This window comes from Eubacterium sp. AF19-12LB (genome assembly GCF_003479125.1).
GTDB classification, from domain to species: domain Bacteria; phylum Bacillota; class Clostridia; order Lachnospirales; family Lachnospiraceae; genus Eubacterium_U; species Eubacterium_U album.
Map to the genome: position 1 here is coordinate 207006 of NZ_QUGP01000003.1, position 22618 is coordinate 229623.

The following is a 22618-nucleotide window of genomic DNA, read 5'->3' on the forward strand; positions in this document are numbered from 1 at the left end:
TTAATTAAGTAATAAGGATATAAGAAATAAAAATGAAAACATTATCAGAAGATATAAAGACAGGAAAGTTTAAAAGAGTTTATTTGCTATGCGGTGAAGAAGAGTATCTTGTTAAAAATTATAAAAATCAGCTTATTCAGGCAATAAATGGTGGAGATACCATGAATTCTAACTTTTATGAAGGAAAGGGTCTTAATGTAAAGGAAATTATCGACGTGGCTGAAACAATGCCGTTTATGGCTGAATATCGATTAGTAGTGCTTGAAGACACAGAGATGTTTAAGTCAGGTGGAGATGAACTTGCTGAATATGTTAAGTCAATTCCTGAAAGCACAATTATGTTGTTTGTAGAAAGCAATATAGATAAGAGAAGTAAATTATACAAAGCAGTAAAGGCAAGTGGATATATTTGCGAAATGACAAGCCAGACAGAAGGTGATTTGAGTGTATGGGCTGCCAGATTATTTGCAAATGCAGGAAAACGTATAACAAAAGCAAATATGATGTATTTGCTTCAAAAAGTAGGAACGGATATGGAAACATTGTCCACTGAGATAGAAAAGTTAATCTGTTATTGTATGAAAACAGACGTAGTTGATAAAGATGCAATAGATGCAGTATGCGTAACTCAGATGTCTGTCAAAATATTTGATATGATTGATGCCATTTCTACAAAGAATCAGAAAAAGACGCTTGATTCATATTATGAACTCATAGCAGCTAAGGAACCACCGATGCGTATTTTGTATATGATTACAAGACAATTTAATCTTATGCTACAGGCAAAAGATTTATCAAATCAGGGCATGGGTAAAAATGATGTGGCAAAAGCCATGGGAGTTCAGGCGTTTATAGCAGGGAAAAGCATACAACAGGCAAGAAACTTTCAAATGAGAGAACTTAAGGACGGGTTAGCTGAAAGTATAAAAACAGAGCAACTTATAAAGAGAGGGGCTATGGATGAAAATATTGGAGTAGAAATGCTGTTAATTAAGTATAGTAAAAAAGAAGAAAAAAAGAAACGAATTTAACAAAAAGAGCATTGAGTTAGTGATTAAAATCAAAACACAATGCTCTTTCTTGTGACTGAGTATATAATATGAATAAAAGCCGAAACTTTTTGAAATAAGCTTCGACTTTTATTTTGTTTTATAAAACTAAATAGAAATACGGATTTACAGAGAGTATTTCACACTCTCAAATATTCTTACATAATTTTTCTAAATAATTCTATAAAGTCATCAACACTTGCATCTTTAGGATTTCCAGGTGCGCAAGCATCTGCAGCAGCAGACTTGGCAAGGAAAGGTAAATCATCTTCTTTGATTGCATCAAGCTTTGAAGGAATTCCTACATCAGTTGACAATTGCTTAACGGCATCAATTGCTGCTTTTCTGTATTCATCAGTTGACATTTCATCAACGCCTTTAACACCCATTGCACGGGCAATTTCACGATATTTCTCACCGGTACATTCCTGATTATATTCCATAACAATAGGGAGCATCATGGCACATGCAACACCGTGAGGAGTGTCATAAACAGCACCTAAAGTATGAGCCATTGAGTGAGCAATTCCAAGCCCTACATTTGAAAATCCCATTCCGGCAATGTACTGACCTAGAGCCATTCCTTCACGACCCTCCTTAGTATTTTCAACTGCGCATCTAAGAGATTTGCTAATAATTTCAATAGCCTTTAAATGGAACATATCTGTCATTTCCCATGCAGCCTTTGTTGTGTAACCTTCGATGGCGTGAGTAAGGGCGTCCATACCGGTAGAAGCTGTAAGTCCCTTTGGCATTGAAGACATCATATCAGGATCTACGATAGCGATAATTGGCATATCATGTGGGTCAACGCATACAAATTTACGTTTTCTTTCAATATCTGTAATAACATAATTAATTGTAACTTCAGCAGCTGTTCCTGCAGTAGTAGGTACTGCAATAATAGGAACACAAGGCTTTTTAGTAGGCGCTACGCCTTCAAGACTTCTTACATCTTCAAATTCCGGATTTGCAATAATTATTCCGATTGCTTTTGCTGTATCCATTGAAGAACCACCACCAATTGCAATAATGTAATCAGCTTTAGAATCTTTAAAAGCCTGAACACCATGCTGTACATTTTCGATTGTTGGGTTAGCTTTGATATCTGAATATATTTCATAAGCCAAGTCGTTTTTATCTAAGATATCTGTAACCTTAGATGTAACGTTGAATTTGATTAAGTCAGGATCTGAACATACAAAAGCCTTTTTGAATCCGTGAGCCTTTGCTTCTGTTGCAATTTCGTTAATTGCACCTGAACCGTGATAAGATGTTTCATTTAACATTATTCTGTTTGCCATATTAAAATCTCCTTTCAATATTTTGTAAAAGTTAATTAATATGATGTCAGGGTGAGCTCTAAGGTCTTTTACCTACTTATGAGCAAACGCATGTGGGCTTGAACCTTTTGACGCTGACATCTTAATATATAACTAATGTTAATAACATAACATGTTAGTTCTTAAAGTATTAATAATTATCTTACGAATTGATTCCTATAGTCCTTCGGGCTAAGACCTGTATTCTTCTTAAAAATAACAGAAAAATATGCAGGGTCATGAATTCCTATTTTATCAGATATTTCAAATGTTTTAAGGTTTGTATTTGCTAAGAAATCCTTAGCCATACTGATTCTAAGCATTGTAATGTAACTTACAATTGAATGACCACATTCTTTTTTGAAAGTTCTGCTTAAATAGGATTCATTAGTGTGAACATTTTGTGCGATAAGCTCAAGTGACAAATCGTCAGCAATATGTTCTTTGATGTATATAATTGTTTCCTCTATGAAAGAACTATATTTTTTAGAGGACTGGGTTAATTGTTTTTTTACATCATCTATAAGATTTCTGACAGTTTCTTTTAACTGGAAGAAATCTGAAACTGAATTTATTTTATTTATATATTCATCTTCTGTAGGAAGAGTATTACTTTTAAGCATTACTCTATAGCAAATAAGATAAATTTGAGTGCAGATGCTTCTAACAGTATTTTCATCAGAAAAATTGTTTTCAAGTTTATTAAATATAGAGCCTAAAATATCTGAAGCAGATTTAAAATCTAACTGTATAACTGAGTTTTCAAAATCGTGTAGCAGTAAATTAATATCCGCAGAAAAGGTTTCTTTACCTGCAACGTAATCACTGGAGAATTCAACAACATGGGCAGAGGAATAAAAATTTAATGATAACGCTAATATTGCCTCTGAAACAGCTGTTGAAAAATCACGTGCACTGTGATGATAACCGCTTATACCCGCATTTACATTTAATGATGTAAACTTTTTAAATGAAGAAACGATTGTGTTGCAGTTATCAATTATTGCTGATGTATCTTCATTTTCATAATCAAAATATACATTTATAATAAGATTGTTATATCTAAAGCAATAACTGTTAAGCTTGTTGTCGATTATTATATCTTTTAACGTTCCAACCATTGACATATCGTCCGGTAATTGAAATGCAGCTACATAATAATTGTTTAAATTAATATCAAAGTCCGATAGCTTGTTTAAGGAATCATCAGGTACAACGTGGTCTGTAAGTTCCTGAAAAAATTGATCCTTAAGAAATGCCTGCTCACTTTTACTAATAGAAGATTTAGATTCAATTAGTTTTTTCGCAACATTTTGAACTGCATTTATTACATCTGTTTTTGCAGCCGGTTTTAACAGGTATTCTGCAACATTATACTGAATTGCAGAACGTGCATATTCAAATTCTGAATATCCTGAAAGTATGATAACAGATATTTCAGGGTGATTTTCATAAATGTATTTAGCAAGTCCGATACCATCAAGAGAAGGCATTCTTACATCAGTTATTACAATGTCAATAGGAGTACTTTCGATTATTTCAATAGCCTCTGTTCCGTTCTTTGCTGTTGCCGAAACAACACAATCATATGTCTCCCAATTTATATATTCAGAGAGGCCTTTTCTAAATATAGATTCATCGTCTACTATTAATAAGTGAAAAATCATACTATCACACCTTTCTTATTTTTCACATGGAATTTTAAATGAAATAGCTGTCTTTACCATAGGAGTACTTTCAATATGTAAGGCACATTCAGGACCATACATTAATATTAATCTCCGATTTAGGTTACGAAGACCAACGTGGGTATGCCCTTTAGATGTACCTGATTCTTTAGATGAAGGTGCCTGGTTATTAAAATCAGGGATTTCATTAAATCCAATACCATTATCTTCAATTGAAATATGAAGATATTCATATTTTTCGTATAAGTAAATGTTTAGTTCACCTGAACTTTCTTTTGGTTCAAGACCATGAACATAAGCATTTTCAACAAGTGTCTGTATACAAAATACAGGAACTTTATATGAATCAAGACCTGCATCAATATGAAAGTTGATGCTTATTCGGTCTTCAAATCTAATTCTTTGTAAGTAACTGTAAAATTTGACATATTTTAATTCTTCTGAAAGAGGTATTGCAAAGTCATTTTTAGATTTTACAGTTGCTTTTAATAATTCTCCAAGAGCAATCGTCATATCATAAATTTCATTGTTATCAGACATCTCAGCTTTCCATGCAATAGCATTAAGTACATTAAAGAGAAAGTGAGGATTAATCTGAGATTGCAATGCACGTATTTCAGAATCCTTTAACAATAACTTTTGTTCCGTAATATCTTCGTGGAAGGAATGAATCTCATCCAACATATAGTTAACTGATAATTGGAGAGAATAAAATTCTTCGTATTTTTCAAGCCCGTTTATATTTCCTGAGTAATCTCCCTGCGCAATTCGATTTACATAATTAATCATTAAGGAAATAGGCTGTGTGATTAGTCTGCTTATTCCAAATGCAAATATTAAAACAATAATTATAATTGATATGATTGCAATAATATATGGCAAAAGAATATTGTAAATCTGATGTTCTATCTGACTGACAGGGGCAAGTACAGCAGCGTTGATGTTAATAGACTCCATTTCATTTGACAAAACAAAGTAATCGTCAGAATCAAATTTAACAGAGGATATTTTCAATGCATCAATTGCATTAATCTGTTTATGTATTGATGATAATTTAGTTGATTCAGCATTATATTTAAAACCCGACATAACTTCTAAATCATCATTGTATATAAATATACGCCAATCGTTAGAAACATATTGACTAAGGGAGAACATCCATTCATTAATGTTAATTGAAATAAGAATATCGCCAATCTGCTGACCATTATTTGAACTGTATATTGTCTTTATAAAATAAATGCAGTTTGAATCATTAAAGGTTCTAAATGAAAGTGAAGGAGAAGGAGATGTAAGAGAATTGTAAATCCTTCTATTCATAATTAATGAAGAATTTGTTTCATTTTTTGAAACATGAACCTGCTTTCCGCGTTTGTTATAAATATAAACTGATTCAAGATAACTTTTTTCCCACAAATTATTCATGATAAGGGAAGAAGTTATCTGTTTTGCAGTAGTAACCGAATTAGTTGAGTCAGCATAATTGTTCTCTAACCAATCATATACGCTGGTGTTTGAAATTAATATACGATATATTGAATCGATAGTATCTATATTAGTTGATATGGCACTAATTGTAGAGCGGCTTTCCTGAAAAATCTGTTCTTTAAAACTTTTTTGAAGTTCATTAATAGTCTTATAGCAAAATAATGCACCACTAATAACTAAAGCAAATGCAATAGTAACTGTAATTAATATGGTAACCTGTGTTCTTAGTTTCCTTTTTTTATGTAAAAATCCTTTTGCCATGCCTTGTCCTCGAATGATGTTATTTTATAGTTCCGTACCTTAAAGTAATTATTTTTAAAGAATTACTTTAGAATGCTATAAACATTATATCAAAAATATTAAAGTATACAAAGAAATTGTAAAAAATGTCTAAAAATGGTAAAAAAATTCAAAGTATTTGTAAAAATATTACATTAAAACTGAAAAATAACTCCGATATAATTGCATTATCATATAAAGAATGGAGATGGAAAGATGAAAAAATTGAAATTATTGGCAATGTCTCTTGCAGCAATAATGACCGTGTCAACAGTTGGTATGGGTGATTATGCAGCTGTTAAGGGAGACGATACAACTACATGCGAAGTAAGTACATTTTCCGGAAATGAGTGTGTGACTTATGGAAAAACAGTTACTTCGGATATGGGAGTATCTAGTGGAAGCTTATCTGACATTGTAGATGGAAATGAAAATAATTTATGGATAGCAGGTGGCAGAATTACAGGAACAATAACAATTGATTTAGGAGCATATTATAAAATATCAGATTTTAAGATTGTATTTGAAGCCTCAAGAGACGACGGAGAGTGGGGATATACAGTTGAAGGAACGGATGATGAAAGTAATTGGGATATGTTATGGGACAATAGTAACAATTCTGATAACAGTAAATCTTTAACAGGAAAAAACACGGAATACGGAGAAAACGTATATAATAAATTAAGAATAAAAATAACTAATATTCCAGGTACGCTTGTTTGGACTGCAATGAGAGAATTTTGTGCTTATGGTGTTAAAATTAGTGATTCTAAAGTGACAAATGTTGCAAAAGGATGCTCGGCGAAAGGATATTATAGTGACGGAGGAAGCGGTAATGAGGCTGGTGGATTTCCGGCTACAAATGTTACCGATGGAAACACTTCATCAAGATGGGGCGGAAATGGAAATGGAAATGGTCAGTACATAATAGTTGATTTAGGAAAAACTAGAAAAATAGAGGGATTCAATGTTTTATTCCAAAAAGATGCGTATCCAACATTAGAAGAGGCCAAGGCTGATACATCAGATAGTGAAAGTCAGTATGGTCAGACATGGAAATATGTTATAGAAGGTTCTAATGATCAGAGCACATGGACTATGCTGTGGAATAATAATGAGAACGATGACAATGAAAATTGGAGTAGAAGTCAGTCCGGTGAATGTGAAGATAAAGATAATGAATATCAATATGTGAGATTTACAATAAATAGAATGCCTTTGCATCAATCTAGTACTGCACAGGTATGGGCAGCAATGTACGAATTTAACATTTATTCACCGGTTTATACTGTAACAGAAGGAGATTCAACTACAGAAGCGGCATATGGAGATACATATACAGTTAATGGAGATGCTACATACGGTTATTATTATAATGAAGAAATGTACAAAAAAGGTGATGGATTAACAGTAAAAGACAATATTAATTTGGAAGCTGTAAATACATTAAACTTATCAATTGCAAATGGTGCAGGAATCAGAACGGCAGATCCTTATGGAATGAGATTCCAGACAACAGTTACAAGCGATAATTATAAAGCGGTTAATGAGCAGAAAGCTATAAAGGAAGGAATGCTTATAACTACAAAAGATTTATATGAAAAAAATGGTAACGTATTAGAAAAAGAAAGTAACTATACAAAATTAGATATTGCAAATAATGGTTGGTATGGAGAAAACGAAAGTGCAAAAACAAATACTTACTGTGGCTCAGTTGTAAATATTAAAGAAGAAAATTTTGCAAGAGGTTTTATTGCAAATGCATATGTAACAATTACTTATAAAGATGGAACAACTACAACAGTTTATTCTGACAATATGAGTGATACAAGATCAGTTGCACAGGTTGCGTATAACATGACACAAAGCGAGGGCGGACAGGCTGAACTTAATAGACTTGGAGAGACTATAAAAGCTATGATAGAAGGTTGGGCAACAAAGTACAATGCTAATCAGGCACAGTAAGGAGAAATACATGAAGAGAAAATATGAATATCCTAAAATGGAAATAATAGAATTTGATACAAAAGATGTAATAACAACAAGCGGTGTTAGTGATGATGATTTTTTGAATGGATTAGATCATGTAATAGATATAAATAATGGAAACAGTGGTTGGACAGGTTTATATTAAAAGTCGCTTTCTCATTTCCCGGGTCTTGAAGTCATATGCTTTATATAATTTTCAAAATAGGCATATGGCTGTAGACCTAAATGCAAATTTCAACTAAATAAATGTCATGTCATCAGGTTTGTTAATAATGAAAATAAATCAGATTACAGACGATAACGGGCAACCGTGAAAATTCAAAGAATATCTCCTTTTGATAATTTGGGTAAAACCATAGTCTGAAAGGAGGTATTTTTTTGTAAAAAAATATATATAAAATAGAGGAAAACTGATACACTATAGCAATGGGAAATTGAAAATGAGAGTATTAATTAGTATTAGCATAAAAGAAAGTAAATAATTAATTATTATAAGTAAATTAAAGAAATTAAATTCTTGAATACTAATATTTATATAAAATGTTAATTTAAATGAATATAAAAGAGAGGAAAGAATATGGTTACATTATTATTAGCGCTTATTTATTTGGCATTTATTAGTCTTGGATTGCCGGATTCACTTTTAGGTTCAGCTTGGCCGCAAATGCATTTGGATTTAGGGGCGCAGCTGTCAATGGAGGGAATTATTTCAATGTTAATTTCCTGTGGAACGGTTATTTCAAGTTTATTTTCTGAAAAGATAATATATAAGTTTGGAACGGGAATGATTTCGGCAGTAAGTACACTTTTAACAGCTGTTGCATTATTTGGATTTTCAGTTTCCGGAAACTTTTATATGTTATGCTTCCTTGCGATTCCTTATGGATTGGGAGCAGGAGCAATAGATGCAGCGCTTAACAATTATGTTGCTCTTCATTTCGCGTCAAGACATATGAGCTGGTTACACTGTTTCTGGGGAATTGGAGCAGCTGTTGGACCGTATGTAATGGGTGTAGCAATGTCACTTGGAAAGGGATGGCGTGGAGGATATTTGGCAATATCAGTAATACAGCTTGTTCTAACTATTGTTTTATTTGCGGCATTACCGTTATGGAAAATAAATCAGGAAAAAAATGAAGAAAGCATAACTGAAAAGAAAGAACCAAAGAAATTAAAAGAAATATTTAAAATAAAAGGTGTAGCTTTTGTTTTGATAGCGTTTTTTTGCTACTGTGCGGTAGAACAGACGACAGGATTATGGGCATCAAGTTATTTTGTAATAAACAGAGGGTTAAGCAACCATACAGCAGCAAGTTTTGTTGGATTGTTTTATATTGGAATTACGGGTGGCAGATTTTTGAGTGGCTTTATAGCAGACAAATTTGGCGATAAAAAAATGATCAGACTTGGAATATGCGGAATTTTAATAGGAGTTGTATTTTTGCTAATTCCGGCAAATCAGTTATTTTCAAGTTACAAAATGTTAAAAGAAATATTCCCTCTAATAGGTCTGGGCTTTGTCGGATTTGGATGTGCTCCAATATATCCATCAGTAATACATGCTACGCCTGATAATTTTGGAAAAGAAAATTCGCAGGCAATTATAGGAATACAGATGGCATTTGCATATATGGGAGTTATTATTATGCCGGCTTTGTTCGGAATAATATCCCAGTACATAACAATCGCACTATTTCCAATATATATTATGTTAATTACTTTAGTTATGTTTATAATGTCGGAAAAGATGAACAAACTTAAGAGTAAGATTTAAATAGTTACGGATGAAATCTAAAATAGCAGGTTTCATCCGTAAATTTTTACATAATTTGCCAAATTATCTAACAATTTTACACTTATTCTCCTTATATTTAATATTTACAATAAATAAAAAGTAAATTTATTAATGGTATTGTCTAAAATGTATAAAAAATTAAATAAACAACACGGTAGTATGTGATTTTTTACTATATATAATGTAAAAAAAACACAAGTTTATGTAAAAATATTCTATTCAGATATTTGCAATAAAACAATATAATGTGAACATAAACAAAACAACTTTAAGGAGGAAGTTAAGATATGAGAAAGAAAATGTTATGTGCACTCATGTGCTTGACAATGGTAGCTGGTCTTATGACAGGCTGTGGCTCAGACGGAAAGTCAAGCAAGAACGACACAAAGAGCGATGATGGAAAGGTAGTATTGAATGTAATTAACTACCATGTAGGTACTGATTATGCAGCAGATTATTATGAATATTTATTTGATGCATTCCAGAAGACAGAAGAAGGTAAGAACGTAGAATTTAAATTTGAAGAAATTCCTACAACAGATTCTTACAACCAGAAGATTAAATTATTAATCTCAAGTGGTGATCTTCCTGACATCGTATTAAACGGTGGTAACAACATTACGGCTTTAGCTGCTGAATCAGGAAAGGTTCAGGATATAACATCATATTTAGATGATGATCCGGAATGGAAAGCAATGTTTAGTGAACAGGATCTTGAATTCAACTCATATGAAGGTAAGGTATACGGAATTCCTGTATCAAAGGAAATTTCATATATCTACTATAACAAAGATTTATTCAAAAAAGCAGGAATCGAAGCTCCTGATGTAGCTTATAGCACATGGGATGAATTCTATGAAGCTTGTGACACATTAAAATCAAAAGGTATCACACCTGTAAGTATGGATAGTGCAGACTTAGGTTGGTTATCAAATCTTTGGTACAGTGCTTTAATCGGAACTGCAGGAGATGAAGGAAACACATTTATGAATACTCAGTATCCAACAGATTACAATGTACCTGTAGTTGAAAAAGCAACAGCAGAACTTCAGAAGATGTTAAAGAACTACACAACAGCAGATGCTTTAGGCGGAAAATATGACACAATGGCAACTCACTTCTTTAACGGTGAAGTAGCAATGCTTCCTAACGGACCATGGATGATTCCTGATTTCAAGAGCGAAGACAAAGCACCTGAAGGATTCTATGACAAAGTTGGTATCATGCTTCTTCCAGGAAACGGAATGGAAAGTGTTCCAACACCTGGTGACATGGTAGGTGCAAAAGACCCTGAAAAGATTAAAGCAGCAGTAGCATTCCTTAAGTTTGAGACAACAGCTGAAAATCAGTTAAAGGCATTGGAAATGGCAGGATTACAGCCTGTATCAAGTAACATTGAAGTACCTGAAAGCTTAAAGGAATCTGATCCGTTAATGGCAGAAGTATTAGATATTCAGTCAAAAGCAACATATACATATGGTCAGAATCAGGCTTACTGGTATCAGAATGTAATCGATGAATTTTCAAATCAGTTACCTGAACTTGCAAGTGGCAGCTTAGATGCAAAAGGATTTTGTAAGAAGCTTACAGATGCAGCGCAGAAAAATGATTAATTCTTAACAATCAAGTGTTGCACTAATAAAAGTTAGTGCAACACTATTTTTTTGAAAGGAAGTATAAAATATGTCTACAAAAAACAAGAGAGGATGGATATTTTTATTTGCATTGCCTTGTGTAATCCTATTTTGCATAGTGTATGCTATTCCATTCATAATGGTTATGGCAACTTCGTTTTGTAATTATACATTGACTCAGTCGCCAACATTTTTAGGATTAGATAATTTCAAGACAATATTTGCAGACCCGGATTTTAGAGTATCTATCATAAATACATTAAAATGGGTAGTAATTCAGTCAACATTACATGTGCTTATGGGATTTATAATGGCTCTTATTTTAAGAAGAAAGCCAAAGGGATGGAAATTTGCAAGAGTTGCATATGTAATTCCTAACATTATTCCAACAGCAGCAACAGCAGTTATGTACTCATTGCTTTTAAACCCTACATTCGGTGTAGTAAAAATGTTATATGAAAAATTAGGTATTGATACTATGCAGGTTGTTAACCTTTTCGGAAATTCAAAATATGCTTTCTGGACAGTAACAGCTACATGGGTTTTCTACTCAGGATTTAATATGCTTATATTCTTAGGTGAAATGGGAGCTATAAGCCCTGAAATATATGAAGCAGCTCAGGTTGATGGAGCTACAGCAGGACAGGCTGACAGATACATTACAATTCCAATGATGAAAAATGCATTTGGAACATGTGTAATTTTAGCATCAGTAGCAATGGTTTCTCAGTTCGATATCATTTACATGACAACACGAGGAGGCCCTGGAAACTCAACTCTTAATCTTCCAATGTATTTATATAAAATCATAACACTTGAAAATAACTATGGTAAAGCTAATGCAGTAGGTGTAATTCAGATTATCTTAGGACTTGTATTAGTTATATTAATTCAGAGATTGTTTAATCAGAAGAAAGAAATAGAGGAGGTATAAAATGTCAGAAACAATTAACGTACCAAGAACTTTAAAAAAACAGCCTCTTGCTATTAGAGTAATCGCAGGCATTGCGAAATATATTTTCTTATTAATAATAGTAGCTATTTCAATTGGACCTATTATTTGGGCAGCATTAAGTTCATTTAAAACTTATGCAGAAATCAATGCATCAGCATTGTCATTGCCAAAGAGCTTTAATTTTAAAAACTATGCAGATGCATTTAAATATGCACCTATTCAGAAATATTTCTTAAACAGTGTAATTGTAGTAGGTGTCAGCGTATTAGTTACATTATGCGTAGTTGCAATGTGTGCATATGTAACAGCAAGATATAATTTTAAATTAAAAACAATTTTGGTTCTTATGATTTCAGCATCATTAATGCTTCCTGCACAGGCAATTTCACAGCCATTGTTCTCAATCTTTAAGACAGTCGGATTGTATGATACAAAGCTTGGATTAATTATTGTTTATGCAGCTATGGGTATTCCAATGTCATTCTTCGTTATGACAAGTTATTACAAAACAATACCTTTAGCATTAGAAGAATCAGCGTATATTGATGGAGCTACATTTATTCAGACATTTACAAAGGTAGTTTTACCATTAGCTAAACCGGGACTTGCAACAATCGCAATGTTACAGTTTATCAATACATGGAATGAATTCTACTTCGCATTAATGCTTACAAGTGGGGATACGGCAAGAACAGTACCTATAGCACTTAACTATTATTTAGGAACATTTGCAAATAACTATTCTGCACTTTTTGCGGCAGTAGTAATTACGGTATTACCAACAATTATATTCTTTATCATATTACAGAAACAGGTAATGGAAAGTTTGACAGCAGGAGCAGTAAAAGGATAAGAGAAAGGAGATTGCAGCATGGGTGCAAATACATATCCTATCGAAGAATGGGTAATTACAGAAGAAAAATTCTTAAAAGAGTGGAACTATAGAAATGAGACTACATTTGCTCTTTCTAATGGATATATAGGAACAAGAGGAACCTTTGATGAGGGATATCCATTTACGGTAGATGAAGGTCTTGAAGGAAATTTCATTAACGGATTTTACGAGAGCGAACATATTATGTATGGCGAATGGAATTTCGGATTTCCTGAAAAAAGTCAGTCATTATTGAATTTGCCAAATCTTAAGAAAACAAAGATTGTTATTGATGGAGATGTGTTTGATTTAAATCAGGGTGAAATAATTAATTACAATCGTAAGCTTTTAATGAAAGATGGAGTTGTAGTAAGAAATGTTACATGGAAATCACCTAATGGTAAAAAAGTTGTAGCTGAATTTAGAAGACTTGTTTCTTTAGAAAAGAAGAACATTATGGCGATTCAGATAAAATTAACTCCTGTTAATTTTAGTGGAAAAATAGAACTTACTACATATTTAGAAGCAGGAGTAGAAAACCATACAAGAAAAACAAATCCATTAATTGACTATGGTCCATATGGAAAGCATTTAGCAGTTAAAGAGTTAAAAGCAGAAGATAATTATTTACTTCATAAAGGAAAAGTAATTCACAGTGGATTGTCAATGGCATGCGGTAGTCTTACAAAATGTGAAGGTGTAATAAAAAACAGCGAAGTTTTAGAAGAGGACGCATCACTTACATATGAATTATCAGTGGAGGAAGGTAAAACATATGTATTTGAAAAAATGATTGGATATACTTGTGATTTTGATATCGCAGAAGACAAGATGATTGACTTCATTAAGGATGAGCTTAAGAAGGCAATGGATCTTGGATATGATGAAATGGAGAAACTTCAGAAGAAACATATGGACGAATTTTGGAGTAAAGCGGATATAAAGGTTGAAGGTGATGAGGCACTTCAGCAGGGAATAAGATTCAATTTGTTTCACATAATGCAGTCTGCAGGTCGTGATGGCAGAACAGGCATGGGAGCAAAGGGACTTAGTGGTGAAGGCTATGAGGGACATTATTTCTGGGATACAGAAATGTATGTGCTTCCGGTGTTCATTTATACAGAATCAGAGTTAGCAAAACAGCTGCTCAATTACAGATATGACACATTGAATCAGGCAAGAGACCGCGCAAAAATACTTGGTCATGAAAAAGGTGCGTTATATCCATGGAGAACAATAAATGGAGAAGAAGCTTCTACTTACTTCCCACTTGGAACGGCACAGTATCATGTTAATGCAGACATAGCTTACGCTTTTAAACTTTATCTTGATATTACAGGAGATGATGAGTTCTTAGTAGATGAAGCAGCAGAAGTTCTTGTTGAAACAGCAAGAGTTTGGGCTGATGTAGGATGCTTTGCAGAATGTAAGGATAACAAGTATTGCATTTGTGCAGTAACAGGACCAGATGAATATAATGCTATAGTTGATAACAATTTCTATACAAACCTTATGGCAAGGGAAAATATAAGAGATGCTAAATGGGCACTTGAAAAAATGAAAGAAATTGATAAAGATGCTTATGATGCATTAGTTAAAAAGATAGATTTTAAGGAAGAAGAAATTGATTACTGGGATAGAATCATTGAAAATATGTATTTCCCATATGATGAAAAAATGCAGATTTATCCTCAGGATGATGGATTTTTAATGAGAAAACCTTGGGATGAGTCAAAGATTCCTGAAGAAAAGAGACATTTGCTTTATGAAAATTATCATCCATTGTTTGTTTATAGACAGAAGATGGCAAAACAGGCTGATGCAATTTTAGGAATGTTACTTCATAGCAATTATTTTACAAATGAAGAATTAAAGAGAAATTATGATTTTTATCAGACAGTAACACTTCATCATTCATCTTTATCAACATGTATTTTTGGAATCTTAGCAAGCCAGATTGGATATGATGATGAAGCTTATAAATATTTCTCACAGTCAGCGCGTATGGATTTAGATGATATTCACAACAATTTTTATGCAGGTATTCATGCAGCAAATATGGCAGGAACATGGCAGGGAATTGTATTTGGATTTGCAGGAGTAAGATCAAATGCAGGATATCTTCAGATTAATCCTAAGTTACCAAGTCAGTGGAAGTCATATGAATTCTGCCTTCAGTACAAAGGAAGTAATCTTAATATAAAGGTTGCTGAAAGAGAGGTAGAATATACACTTCTTAATGATTGCGAACTTTCATATGAAAGTTTAGGAGAAAAGATAGTTCTAAGTAAGGAAGGAGATAAATATGTCCAAGAAATATAAAGCAATATTTTTTGACTGGGATGGAACAGCAGTTATGTCAAGACAGGCCCCTGTAGAAGAAGTTGTAGCAGCGATGAAACCGTTGCTACAGCAGGGAGTAAAGCTTGTTATTGTAAGTGGAACAACTTATGACAAGATTGCAAAGGGAAAACTTCATGAACATTTTACAAAAGAAGAAGCTTCAAATCTTTACTTAGGACTTGGACGAGGTGCATATAACTATGAAATGGTTGACGGCAAACCGGTAGTGTTTGCCGACTGCATCCCGGATAAAAATGGCTTACTTACTATTCATGATATTTGTTATCAGGTTCACAGAGAGTTATTAGAAAAATATAACTTAGAAACAGATATTGTTTTCTCAAGACCTAATTACTGCAAAATAGATTTAATGGTTAATGACGAACGTGGAGACCAATTGTTTATGCAGGAAGATGAAATGTCAAGAGTAAAGAATATCTTAAGTGAGCATGGAATAAATGGTGGCTTAAAGCAGATGGTTTCAATTTCAGAAGAAATTGGAGAAAGATTTGGAACAAAGGTTTCAGCAACATGTGATGCAAAATATTTAGAAGTAGGAATTTCATGTAAGAGCGACAATGTTAATACTATTTTAAGTAAATTTGAGTCAGAAGGAATTAAAGCTGAGGAATGTTCATACTGGGGTGATGAGTATGTGGGAATTGAAGACGGACTATTTGGAAGTGATAGCTTTATGAAGACAGAAAAAACAAAAAATGGTGATTTCTACGATGTATCTTCACTTGAAGGAAGCAGACCTGAAAATGTAGAAGTACTTGGTGGTGGAGTTAGCACATTTGTTAATTTTTTAATAGAACAGGGAAAGAGGTAATTTCACAATGAAGATTATTATAGCTAAAGATTATAATGACATGAGCAGAAAGGCTGCAAATTATTTATCTGCACAGATAATAATGAAGTCTAATGCTGTAATTGGACTGGCAACAGGCGAGACACCTATTGGAACATATAATCAGTTAGTTGACTGGTATGAAAAAGGAGATATTGATTTCTCAGAAGCAAGAACAGTTAATCTTGATGAATATAAAGGATTACCTGCAGAACATGAACAGAGCTACAGATATTTTATGAACAAATATTTGTTTGACAGAATTAATATCAAAAAAGAAAATACTCATTTACCAAATGGAATGGCAATAGATGATGATGCTGAATGCGAAAGATACGAGAATGTCATAAAGAGTGTAGGCGGAATCGATATGCAGTTATTGGGAATCGGATTAAATGGTCATATCGGATTTAATGAACCGGGCGAATCATTTGAAAAGACAACACATTGTGTTGAACTTACACAAAGTACAATCGATGCAAACTCAAGACTATTCCATGAAGGAGAAAAAGTTCCTGAAAAAGCTTTTTCTATGGGTATTAAATCAATAATGCAATCTAAACGAATTTTACTGATTGCAAATGGCGAAAAGAAAGCACAGATTGTAAAAGATGCATTCTTTGGACCTGTAACTCCAAAAATTCCGGCATCTATTTTACAGTTACATAACAATCTTACGGTAATTGTAGATAAGGATGCTGCAAAGTATTTATAATTTGTCCGCGCATATAGTGAACGGATTTTTATTTAACAACGTGGAACACCTGCAACTTTTGTTGTGGGAAAATGTTATAAACAAAGGAGAAAAGATATGAAGAGAAATCGTTTGTTGGCACTTTTTCTTTCACTTGCTTTAGTTGTTACAACAGTTATGGGCAATGTGACATTTGCGGCAGCAGATACAGAAAATAGTGCAAAGGCAACAGGTGTAAGTTATTATGTTGATTCCGAAAATGGAAATGACGATAATGACGGTACTAGTGAAACAAAAGCCTGGAAGTCACTTGAAAAAGTTAATGCAACTACTTTCAAGCCGGGTGATAAGCTTAGATTTAAAAGAGGTTGCTCATGGAGCGGTCTTTTAAGTCCAAAGGGTTCAGGTGAAAAAGGAAACCCTATTACAATTGACGCATATGGTGACGTTAAAGACGGCAGACCTGTTATCAATGGTGATAGCTGGTGTGGAGACAAAGGTGATGATTTAGAGAATCGTGTATTTAACACAGCAGTATATTTCTATAATCAGGAATACTGGGAAATCACATCTATTGAAGTAACAAACCATACAAAAACTAAAGATGATCATATTAAGAAATATGGTATCTTGATTATGGGACAGGATGCAGGAACACTTCATGAAATTAATGTAAAGAATACATACGTTCATGACGTAATTTCTATTCCAATCGGTCAGCAGGCAGGTATCGGTCGTGGTGGTATTGTATATGCTATCCGTGGTAACAAGAAAGCTACTAATTGGGAAGACATTACTGTAGAAGGAAACTATGTAAAAAATGTAAACCATTACGGTATTAACTTTATTTCAACATGGGGAAGCTCAACATTCCCTGATGAAAGTGGAATTACTGAAGGTGGCGGTGGAACATATAGAAGTAAAAATCTTGTAATTCGTAGCAATTACTGCGAAAACGTAGGTAACGCAGCTATTTGTCCATCAGATTATGAAAATGCACTTATTGAATATAATGTTGCAAATGGATGTAACAGTGGTCCTAACGGAAACGTTCCTATTTGGTGGGAACATGGTCAGAAAACAATCTGCCAGTACAACGAAGTGTTTGGTTCAGGAGCTTCCGGTGATAAGGAAGATTCACAGGCATTTGACGCTGACGTTTATGCAGACTTAAATTATGTTCAGTACAACTATACACATGACAATCCATCAGGTTCATTCTTTGAATGTGCATTAGGAACATCATATCAGACATACTACAGATATAACATCAGTGTTAATGATGGATATGGTACAAACCGTTATGGCGGTGGTGCTGTATTAACATTATGTCAGGGCGGTAATGGAAGCTTGGATGCATATAACAACTTGATTTATATGGATGCAGACCATGATGGATCTATTACACGTAGCTGGGATGATACAACAGCAGTAACTTCTACTGATAGATTTAAAATTAGAAATAATGTCATTATAACAGAAGCTCAAAAGATAGATGACAACGGAGTAAATAAGGCACAGGCTTGGGATTCACGTTATATGGGTGTTGTAAATAACAATGCTTACGGTGGAGCAAATCTTAACAATAGAAGAGCTGACGATGAAAATGCCAGGGTAGCAGTTAAGAGCGACTATGTTAAGTTAGAAGAAGGAACAAGCGCAACAGTTGAAGACGTTAACGGCGAATTTAAGATTACTTATGGTACTGTTGACGGATACAAACTTAAAGATGGAGCAACAGTTATTGACCAGGGTATTTCAGTTATCGACAATGGCGGACAGGATTTCTACGGAAACGAAGTAAAATCATTTGTTAAGCCAAACATTGGTGCTGATAACAGCTACAACAGTGGTATTAAAGAAGACCTTGGTGAAGGAAAGATTTTATTAGATTTTGATGATTGCAATAACGGAGCATTAACAGGTGTATATTCTAACTGTGACTTCGGTAACCGTGGTTGGAACGTAACAGACGGTAAATTATGGGCTACTTCATATACTAATGAAGAACAGGCTAACAAAATAGCTATTCCTGACAAGTATGCTTTAACAAGTTTTGAAGCATATTGTGCTAAAGGAACAGCTACTGTAAAGGTTGAAGCAGGAGAAGAAAGCGAGACATTTACGGTAACAGGCAAGAAGCAGACATTTACAACTAACTTTAAGAAACAGGTTCCTGCAACATACATCGTGATTAAGTCAGATAATGGTGTAGATCAGGTTAAGTTTGATAACATTGTTTTATCAAAGAAGAAAAGAATTTCAGATACAGAAACTAATATTTCACTTGATAAGACTGTAACTACATCATCTCAGAGTGATTGGGATCCTGGATGCGTAGGATCAAACATTGTGGATGGTGATGAAACAACAATGTGGATTTCAAATGGTTGGTCAAATCAGGGTGATACAGTTACAGAAGACAGAGCAAACTTTGTTGTAGATTTAGACGGAAGTTATAATATCGAAAAATTAGATGTTACTTTCGGTGGTGATAAAGCTAAATCAGCATGGAAATATAAAGTAGAAGCTTCAACAGACAAGACTAACTGGGATGTTATCTGGGATCAGACAGCAAATGAAGAAGTTGCATCTACACAGAAAGTAACTTTAGATGAATCTATAACAGAAAAGAAATACTCATATGTTAGATTTACATTTGGAGATACTATTGAAGATGCATGGCCTGCAGTAGCAGAGTTTAACGTATACAGACCAAAAGAACTTACTAACTTTGCACTTGATGGAGAAGCAACAGCTTCAACAGTAAGTAGAGATCCTGCAAATGCAATTGACGGAAACGACGGAACACTTTGGGTAGGCGACGGAGATTCAGAAAAAGAAGGTGCTTGGTGGATGGTTGACCTTGGTAAGGCTCAGCAGATTCAGGCATTTGACTTAGTATTTGAACATGAAGTACTTCCTACACTTGAAGATGCTCAGGCGGCAACAACACCGGCTTACGGTCAGGCATGGCAGTATAAGGTAGAAGGTTCAAATGATAAGAGTAGCTGGGATATGTTATGGGATAATACAGCTAACACTGATTTCTCAAAGGAACAGTATGGTAAGATTGCAGCAGAATATGCAAATAACAAATACCAATATGTTCGTGTAACATTAACACAGTTACCACTTCACAAAGAGTCAAGAGTAGCAGTTTGGCCTGCAATTGGTGAAGTAAAAGTTTTAGGTGAAGAAGTAATCAATCCTGAAGAAGAAAACAAGATTGTTCTTACTGAAAAAGGACAGAACATTGATATTGACTTGGCATACAGCCAGCCGGTAACAGTTTCATCATCTAAGGATGGAGAAAATGTTACAGATAGAGATGCAAACACAACATGGACACCTGATGCTGATGATGAAAATCCATCATTAACAATCGGTTTAGACAGAGAATACAATATTGAAAACTTCAGCGTTGATTTTGAAGGCGAAGCTGCACCATACAAAGTATTGGTTAACACATCTGAAGGATGGGTTGAAGCAGGTTCATGTGATTCAAAAGATTCAGGAAAAGTTGTATCAGCATCAAAAGACGAAATTACAGGAATTAAGTTCCAGTTCGAAAAGGGTATGACTGCAAAAGTTTCAGAAGTACACTTTGACGGTGTTGACGCAAAAGTTAAACATCATAAGAGAATCTTAGTAATGGCACCTCACGAAGATGATGAAATGTTAATGGCAGGTGGTGTTATGAACAGAGCTGTTGCAAATGGCGACGAAGTTTACGTTGTATATGCAACAAACGGAGATTACAGTGGTGTAGACCATGGTAAATTAAGAATCAGAGATACAGTAAATGCATTAAATACAATCGGTGTACCAACAGATCACTTGTACTTCTTAGGCTATGCAGATAACGGTGGTATGGGTGTTGGACAGTACACAACAGCATTTACAGACAGTTTTGTATATAATATTTTCATTGCAGATGATAATAAAGTTATATCTTCAAGAAATGGTGTAACAAAAACATATGGTGATGAAAGTGTAAGAAATGATTATCATTATCTTATGACAGGAGAACATGCTTCATACACACGTGCTAACTTCTTAGCAGACCTTGAAAGTGTAATGAAGAGTGTTAACCCAACAGATGTTTATATGACATCAAGATACGATATGCATTATGACCATGCATACTTTGGATTATTCGGTAATGAAGCTATTAAGAATATCCAGAAGGAAAACGATAAATTCCAGCCAACAGTTCACGAAGCTATTATCCATAGCCATATGACTGATGAAGTATATCCTAAAGATCAGGGTAACTACGGTTGGGGCAAAGAACTTAACACATATTTAGGAGCTTGGCAGCACCTTGATGGTCTTGAAGAAAAGACAATGCTTAACTGGAGCGAAAGAGAAAACGTATTAACTCCATACAGCATGCGTCAGGGACCATTTAAGTATAACTTAAAGGATAAGGCACTTCGTGAGTATACAACAGAATACTACAACTGGATTGCTTCATTCTCAAAGGTTAACGAAGTATTCTATAAACATGAAACAAATAGTATTGGATTATTTGCAGACATTACTGCATCAAGTGAAAACAGTAGTGACAGCAGATGGGATGACCAGAGTGCAGTTAAGGCAGTTGATGGTATTGCAGATGGTTATGCAACAGGACTTGCAAATCTTCATACAAGATTCCCATGGGCTGAATGGGTAACAAAGAACGAAGGAGCAGGAGCTTGGTTAAATCTTGCTTTCAATGAAGAGTACAAAGTTTCAACAATTAAACTTTATGACAGACCAAACACAGATGATCAGATAACAGCATCACATTTAGAATTAGATGATGGAACAAGAATTGAAGTTGGAGAACTTCCAAATGATGGTTCTGTTAAGATTATCAATTTAGGTGAAGAAAAAGTTGTTAAAAATATTAAATTTGTTGTAGATAAAGTTTCAGATTCAACAACAGCAGTTGGTCTTGCAGAAATAGAAGTTTTAGGCTCAAAGGCAAAAGAAGAAGAAACAACAACACCGGAAGAAACAACTACAGGTGATGTAGAAGAAACAACTACAGGTGATGTAGAAGAAACAACTACAGGTAACGTAGAAGAATCTACAATAACTAAGGTAGAAGAAACTACAACTAAAAAGACAGAAGAAACAACTACTAAGAAACCGGATGTTACTACAACAGGTTCATCAAACCAGGAAGTAACAACAGGAACATTAACTGATGGTTCATCTGTAAAATCACCTGCAAAAGTTAAGAAAGTTAAAATTTCTGCTAAGAAGACAAAAGTTACTGTAACATGGAAGAAGAACAAGAAAGCAAAAGGTTATGAAATTAGTTACGCAACAAATAAGAAATTTAAGAAAGCTTCAAAAGTTAACGTAAAGAAGAATAACAAGACTAAGAAAGTTCTTACAAAGATTAAGAGTAACAAAGTATACTATATAAAAGTACGTGCATATGTAATTGTAAACGGAAAGAAAGTATACGGAAAATACAGTAAGGTTAGAAAAATTAGAAGTAAATAGAACTAATAATTACAAAACCTGATAATAGTTAATTAAAAAATATTAATAAATACAGAGCTGTCTCATTAAAGAGGCAGCTTTGTTGTATAAGAAAGTAAAAAAAGTATGAATTAAAAAAGAAGCTGTAACTCTAATAAATAGAGCCACAGCTTC

At 33.8% G+C, this 22618-nt stretch carries 14 protein-coding genes; 11 read left to right on the plus strand and 3 right to left on the minus strand.

The genetic code is table 11. The annotated features are described in order from the left end of the window. Positions 1 to 32 precede the first annotated feature (32 nt). Entirely contained in the window at positions 33 to 1031 is a 999-nt protein-coding gene (gene holA / locus DWX29_RS04105; protein WP_117909868.1) for a DNA polymerase III subunit delta, read from the plus strand. A 176-nt stretch (positions 1032 to 1207) separates the two neighbouring features. On the opposite strand, the gene fucO is transcribed toward holA, so the two are convergent. The 3 genes from fucO to DWX29_RS04120 all read right to left on the minus strand — a co-directional run bounded on the left by fucO (position 1208) and on the right by DWX29_RS04120 (position 5808). Beyond that, positions 1208 to 2353, minus strand: a complete 1146-nt coding sequence (gene fucO / locus DWX29_RS04110) for a lactaldehyde reductase (RefSeq protein ID WP_118565236.1) — start codon at positions 2351 to 2353, stop codon at positions 1208 to 1210. A gap of 176 nt (positions 2354 to 2529) precedes the next feature. Beyond that, positions 2530 to 4038: a response regulator gene (locus DWX29_RS04115; protein ID WP_117909870.1), complete on the minus strand. Its 1509-nt coding sequence runs from the start codon at positions 4036 to 4038 to the stop codon at positions 2530 to 2532. 15 nt (positions 4039 to 4053) lie between these two features. Then, positions 4054 to 5808 carry a histidine kinase gene (locus tag DWX29_RS04120; RefSeq protein ID WP_117909871.1) on the minus strand — a complete coding sequence of 585 codons (1755 nt, stop codon included), beginning with the start codon at positions 5806 to 5808 and terminating at the stop codon, positions 4054 to 4056. Between the two features lie 234 nt (positions 5809 to 6042). Between DWX29_RS04120 and DWX29_RS04125 the strand changes: the two genes are divergently transcribed. From DWX29_RS04125 to DWX29_RS04165, 10 genes are all read left to right on the plus strand, one after another. Next, on the plus strand, positions 6043 to 7791 hold the full coding sequence (locus tag DWX29_RS04125) for a discoidin domain-containing protein (protein ID WP_118565237.1): 1749 nt from the start codon (positions 6043 to 6045) through the stop codon (positions 7789 to 7791). Positions 7792 to 7801: 10 nt separating this feature from the next. Further along, the gene (locus tag DWX29_RS12770; protein WP_022088517.1) at positions 7802 to 7960 is read left to right on the plus strand and encodes a hypothetical protein; all 159 of its coding nucleotides are present in this window, start codon (positions 7802 to 7804) and stop codon (positions 7958 to 7960) included. Positions 7961 to 8392: 432 nt separating this feature from the next. Beyond that, positions 8393 to 9589, plus strand: a complete 1197-nt coding sequence (locus tag DWX29_RS04130) for an MFS transporter (RefSeq protein WP_022088516.1) — start codon at positions 8393 to 8395, stop codon at positions 9587 to 9589. 308 nt (positions 9590 to 9897) lie between these two features. After that, entirely contained in the window at positions 9898 to 11223 is a 1326-nt protein-coding gene (locus DWX29_RS04135) for an extracellular solute-binding protein (protein WP_117909874.1), read from the plus strand. A gap of 70 nt (positions 11224 to 11293) precedes the next feature. Then, on the plus strand, positions 11294 to 12178 hold the full coding sequence (locus DWX29_RS04140) for a sugar ABC transporter permease (RefSeq protein ID WP_117909875.1): 885 nt from the start codon (positions 11294 to 11296) through the stop codon (positions 12176 to 12178). A 1-nt stretch (position 12179) separates the two neighbouring features. Continuing rightward, positions 12180 to 13052, plus strand: a complete 873-nt coding sequence (locus tag DWX29_RS04145; RefSeq protein ID WP_117909876.1) for a carbohydrate ABC transporter permease — start codon at positions 12180 to 12182, stop codon at positions 13050 to 13052. 18 nt (positions 13053 to 13070) lie between these two features. Beyond that, complete coding sequence (locus DWX29_RS04150; RefSeq protein WP_118565238.1) at positions 13071 to 15395, plus strand: glycosyl hydrolase family 65 protein; 2325 nt, start codon at positions 13071 to 13073, stop codon at positions 15393 to 15395. Next, complete coding sequence (locus DWX29_RS04155; RefSeq protein WP_118565239.1) at positions 15379 to 16248, plus strand: HAD family hydrolase; 870 nt, start codon at positions 15379 to 15381, stop codon at positions 16246 to 16248. The genes DWX29_RS04150 and DWX29_RS04155 overlap by 17 nt, the downstream gene beginning before the upstream one ends. A 7-nt stretch (positions 16249 to 16255) precedes the next feature. Beyond that, complete coding sequence (gene nagB, locus DWX29_RS04160; RefSeq protein WP_117909879.1) at positions 16256 to 16981, plus strand: glucosamine-6-phosphate deaminase; 726 nt, start codon at positions 16256 to 16258, stop codon at positions 16979 to 16981. A 96-nt stretch (positions 16982 to 17077) separates the two neighbouring features. Continuing rightward, positions 17078 to 22465, plus strand: coding sequence for a discoidin domain-containing protein (locus DWX29_RS04165; protein ID WP_117909880.1), 5388 nt, complete (start codon positions 17078 to 17080; stop codon positions 22463 to 22465). Positions 22466 to 22618: the final 153 nt, after the last annotated feature.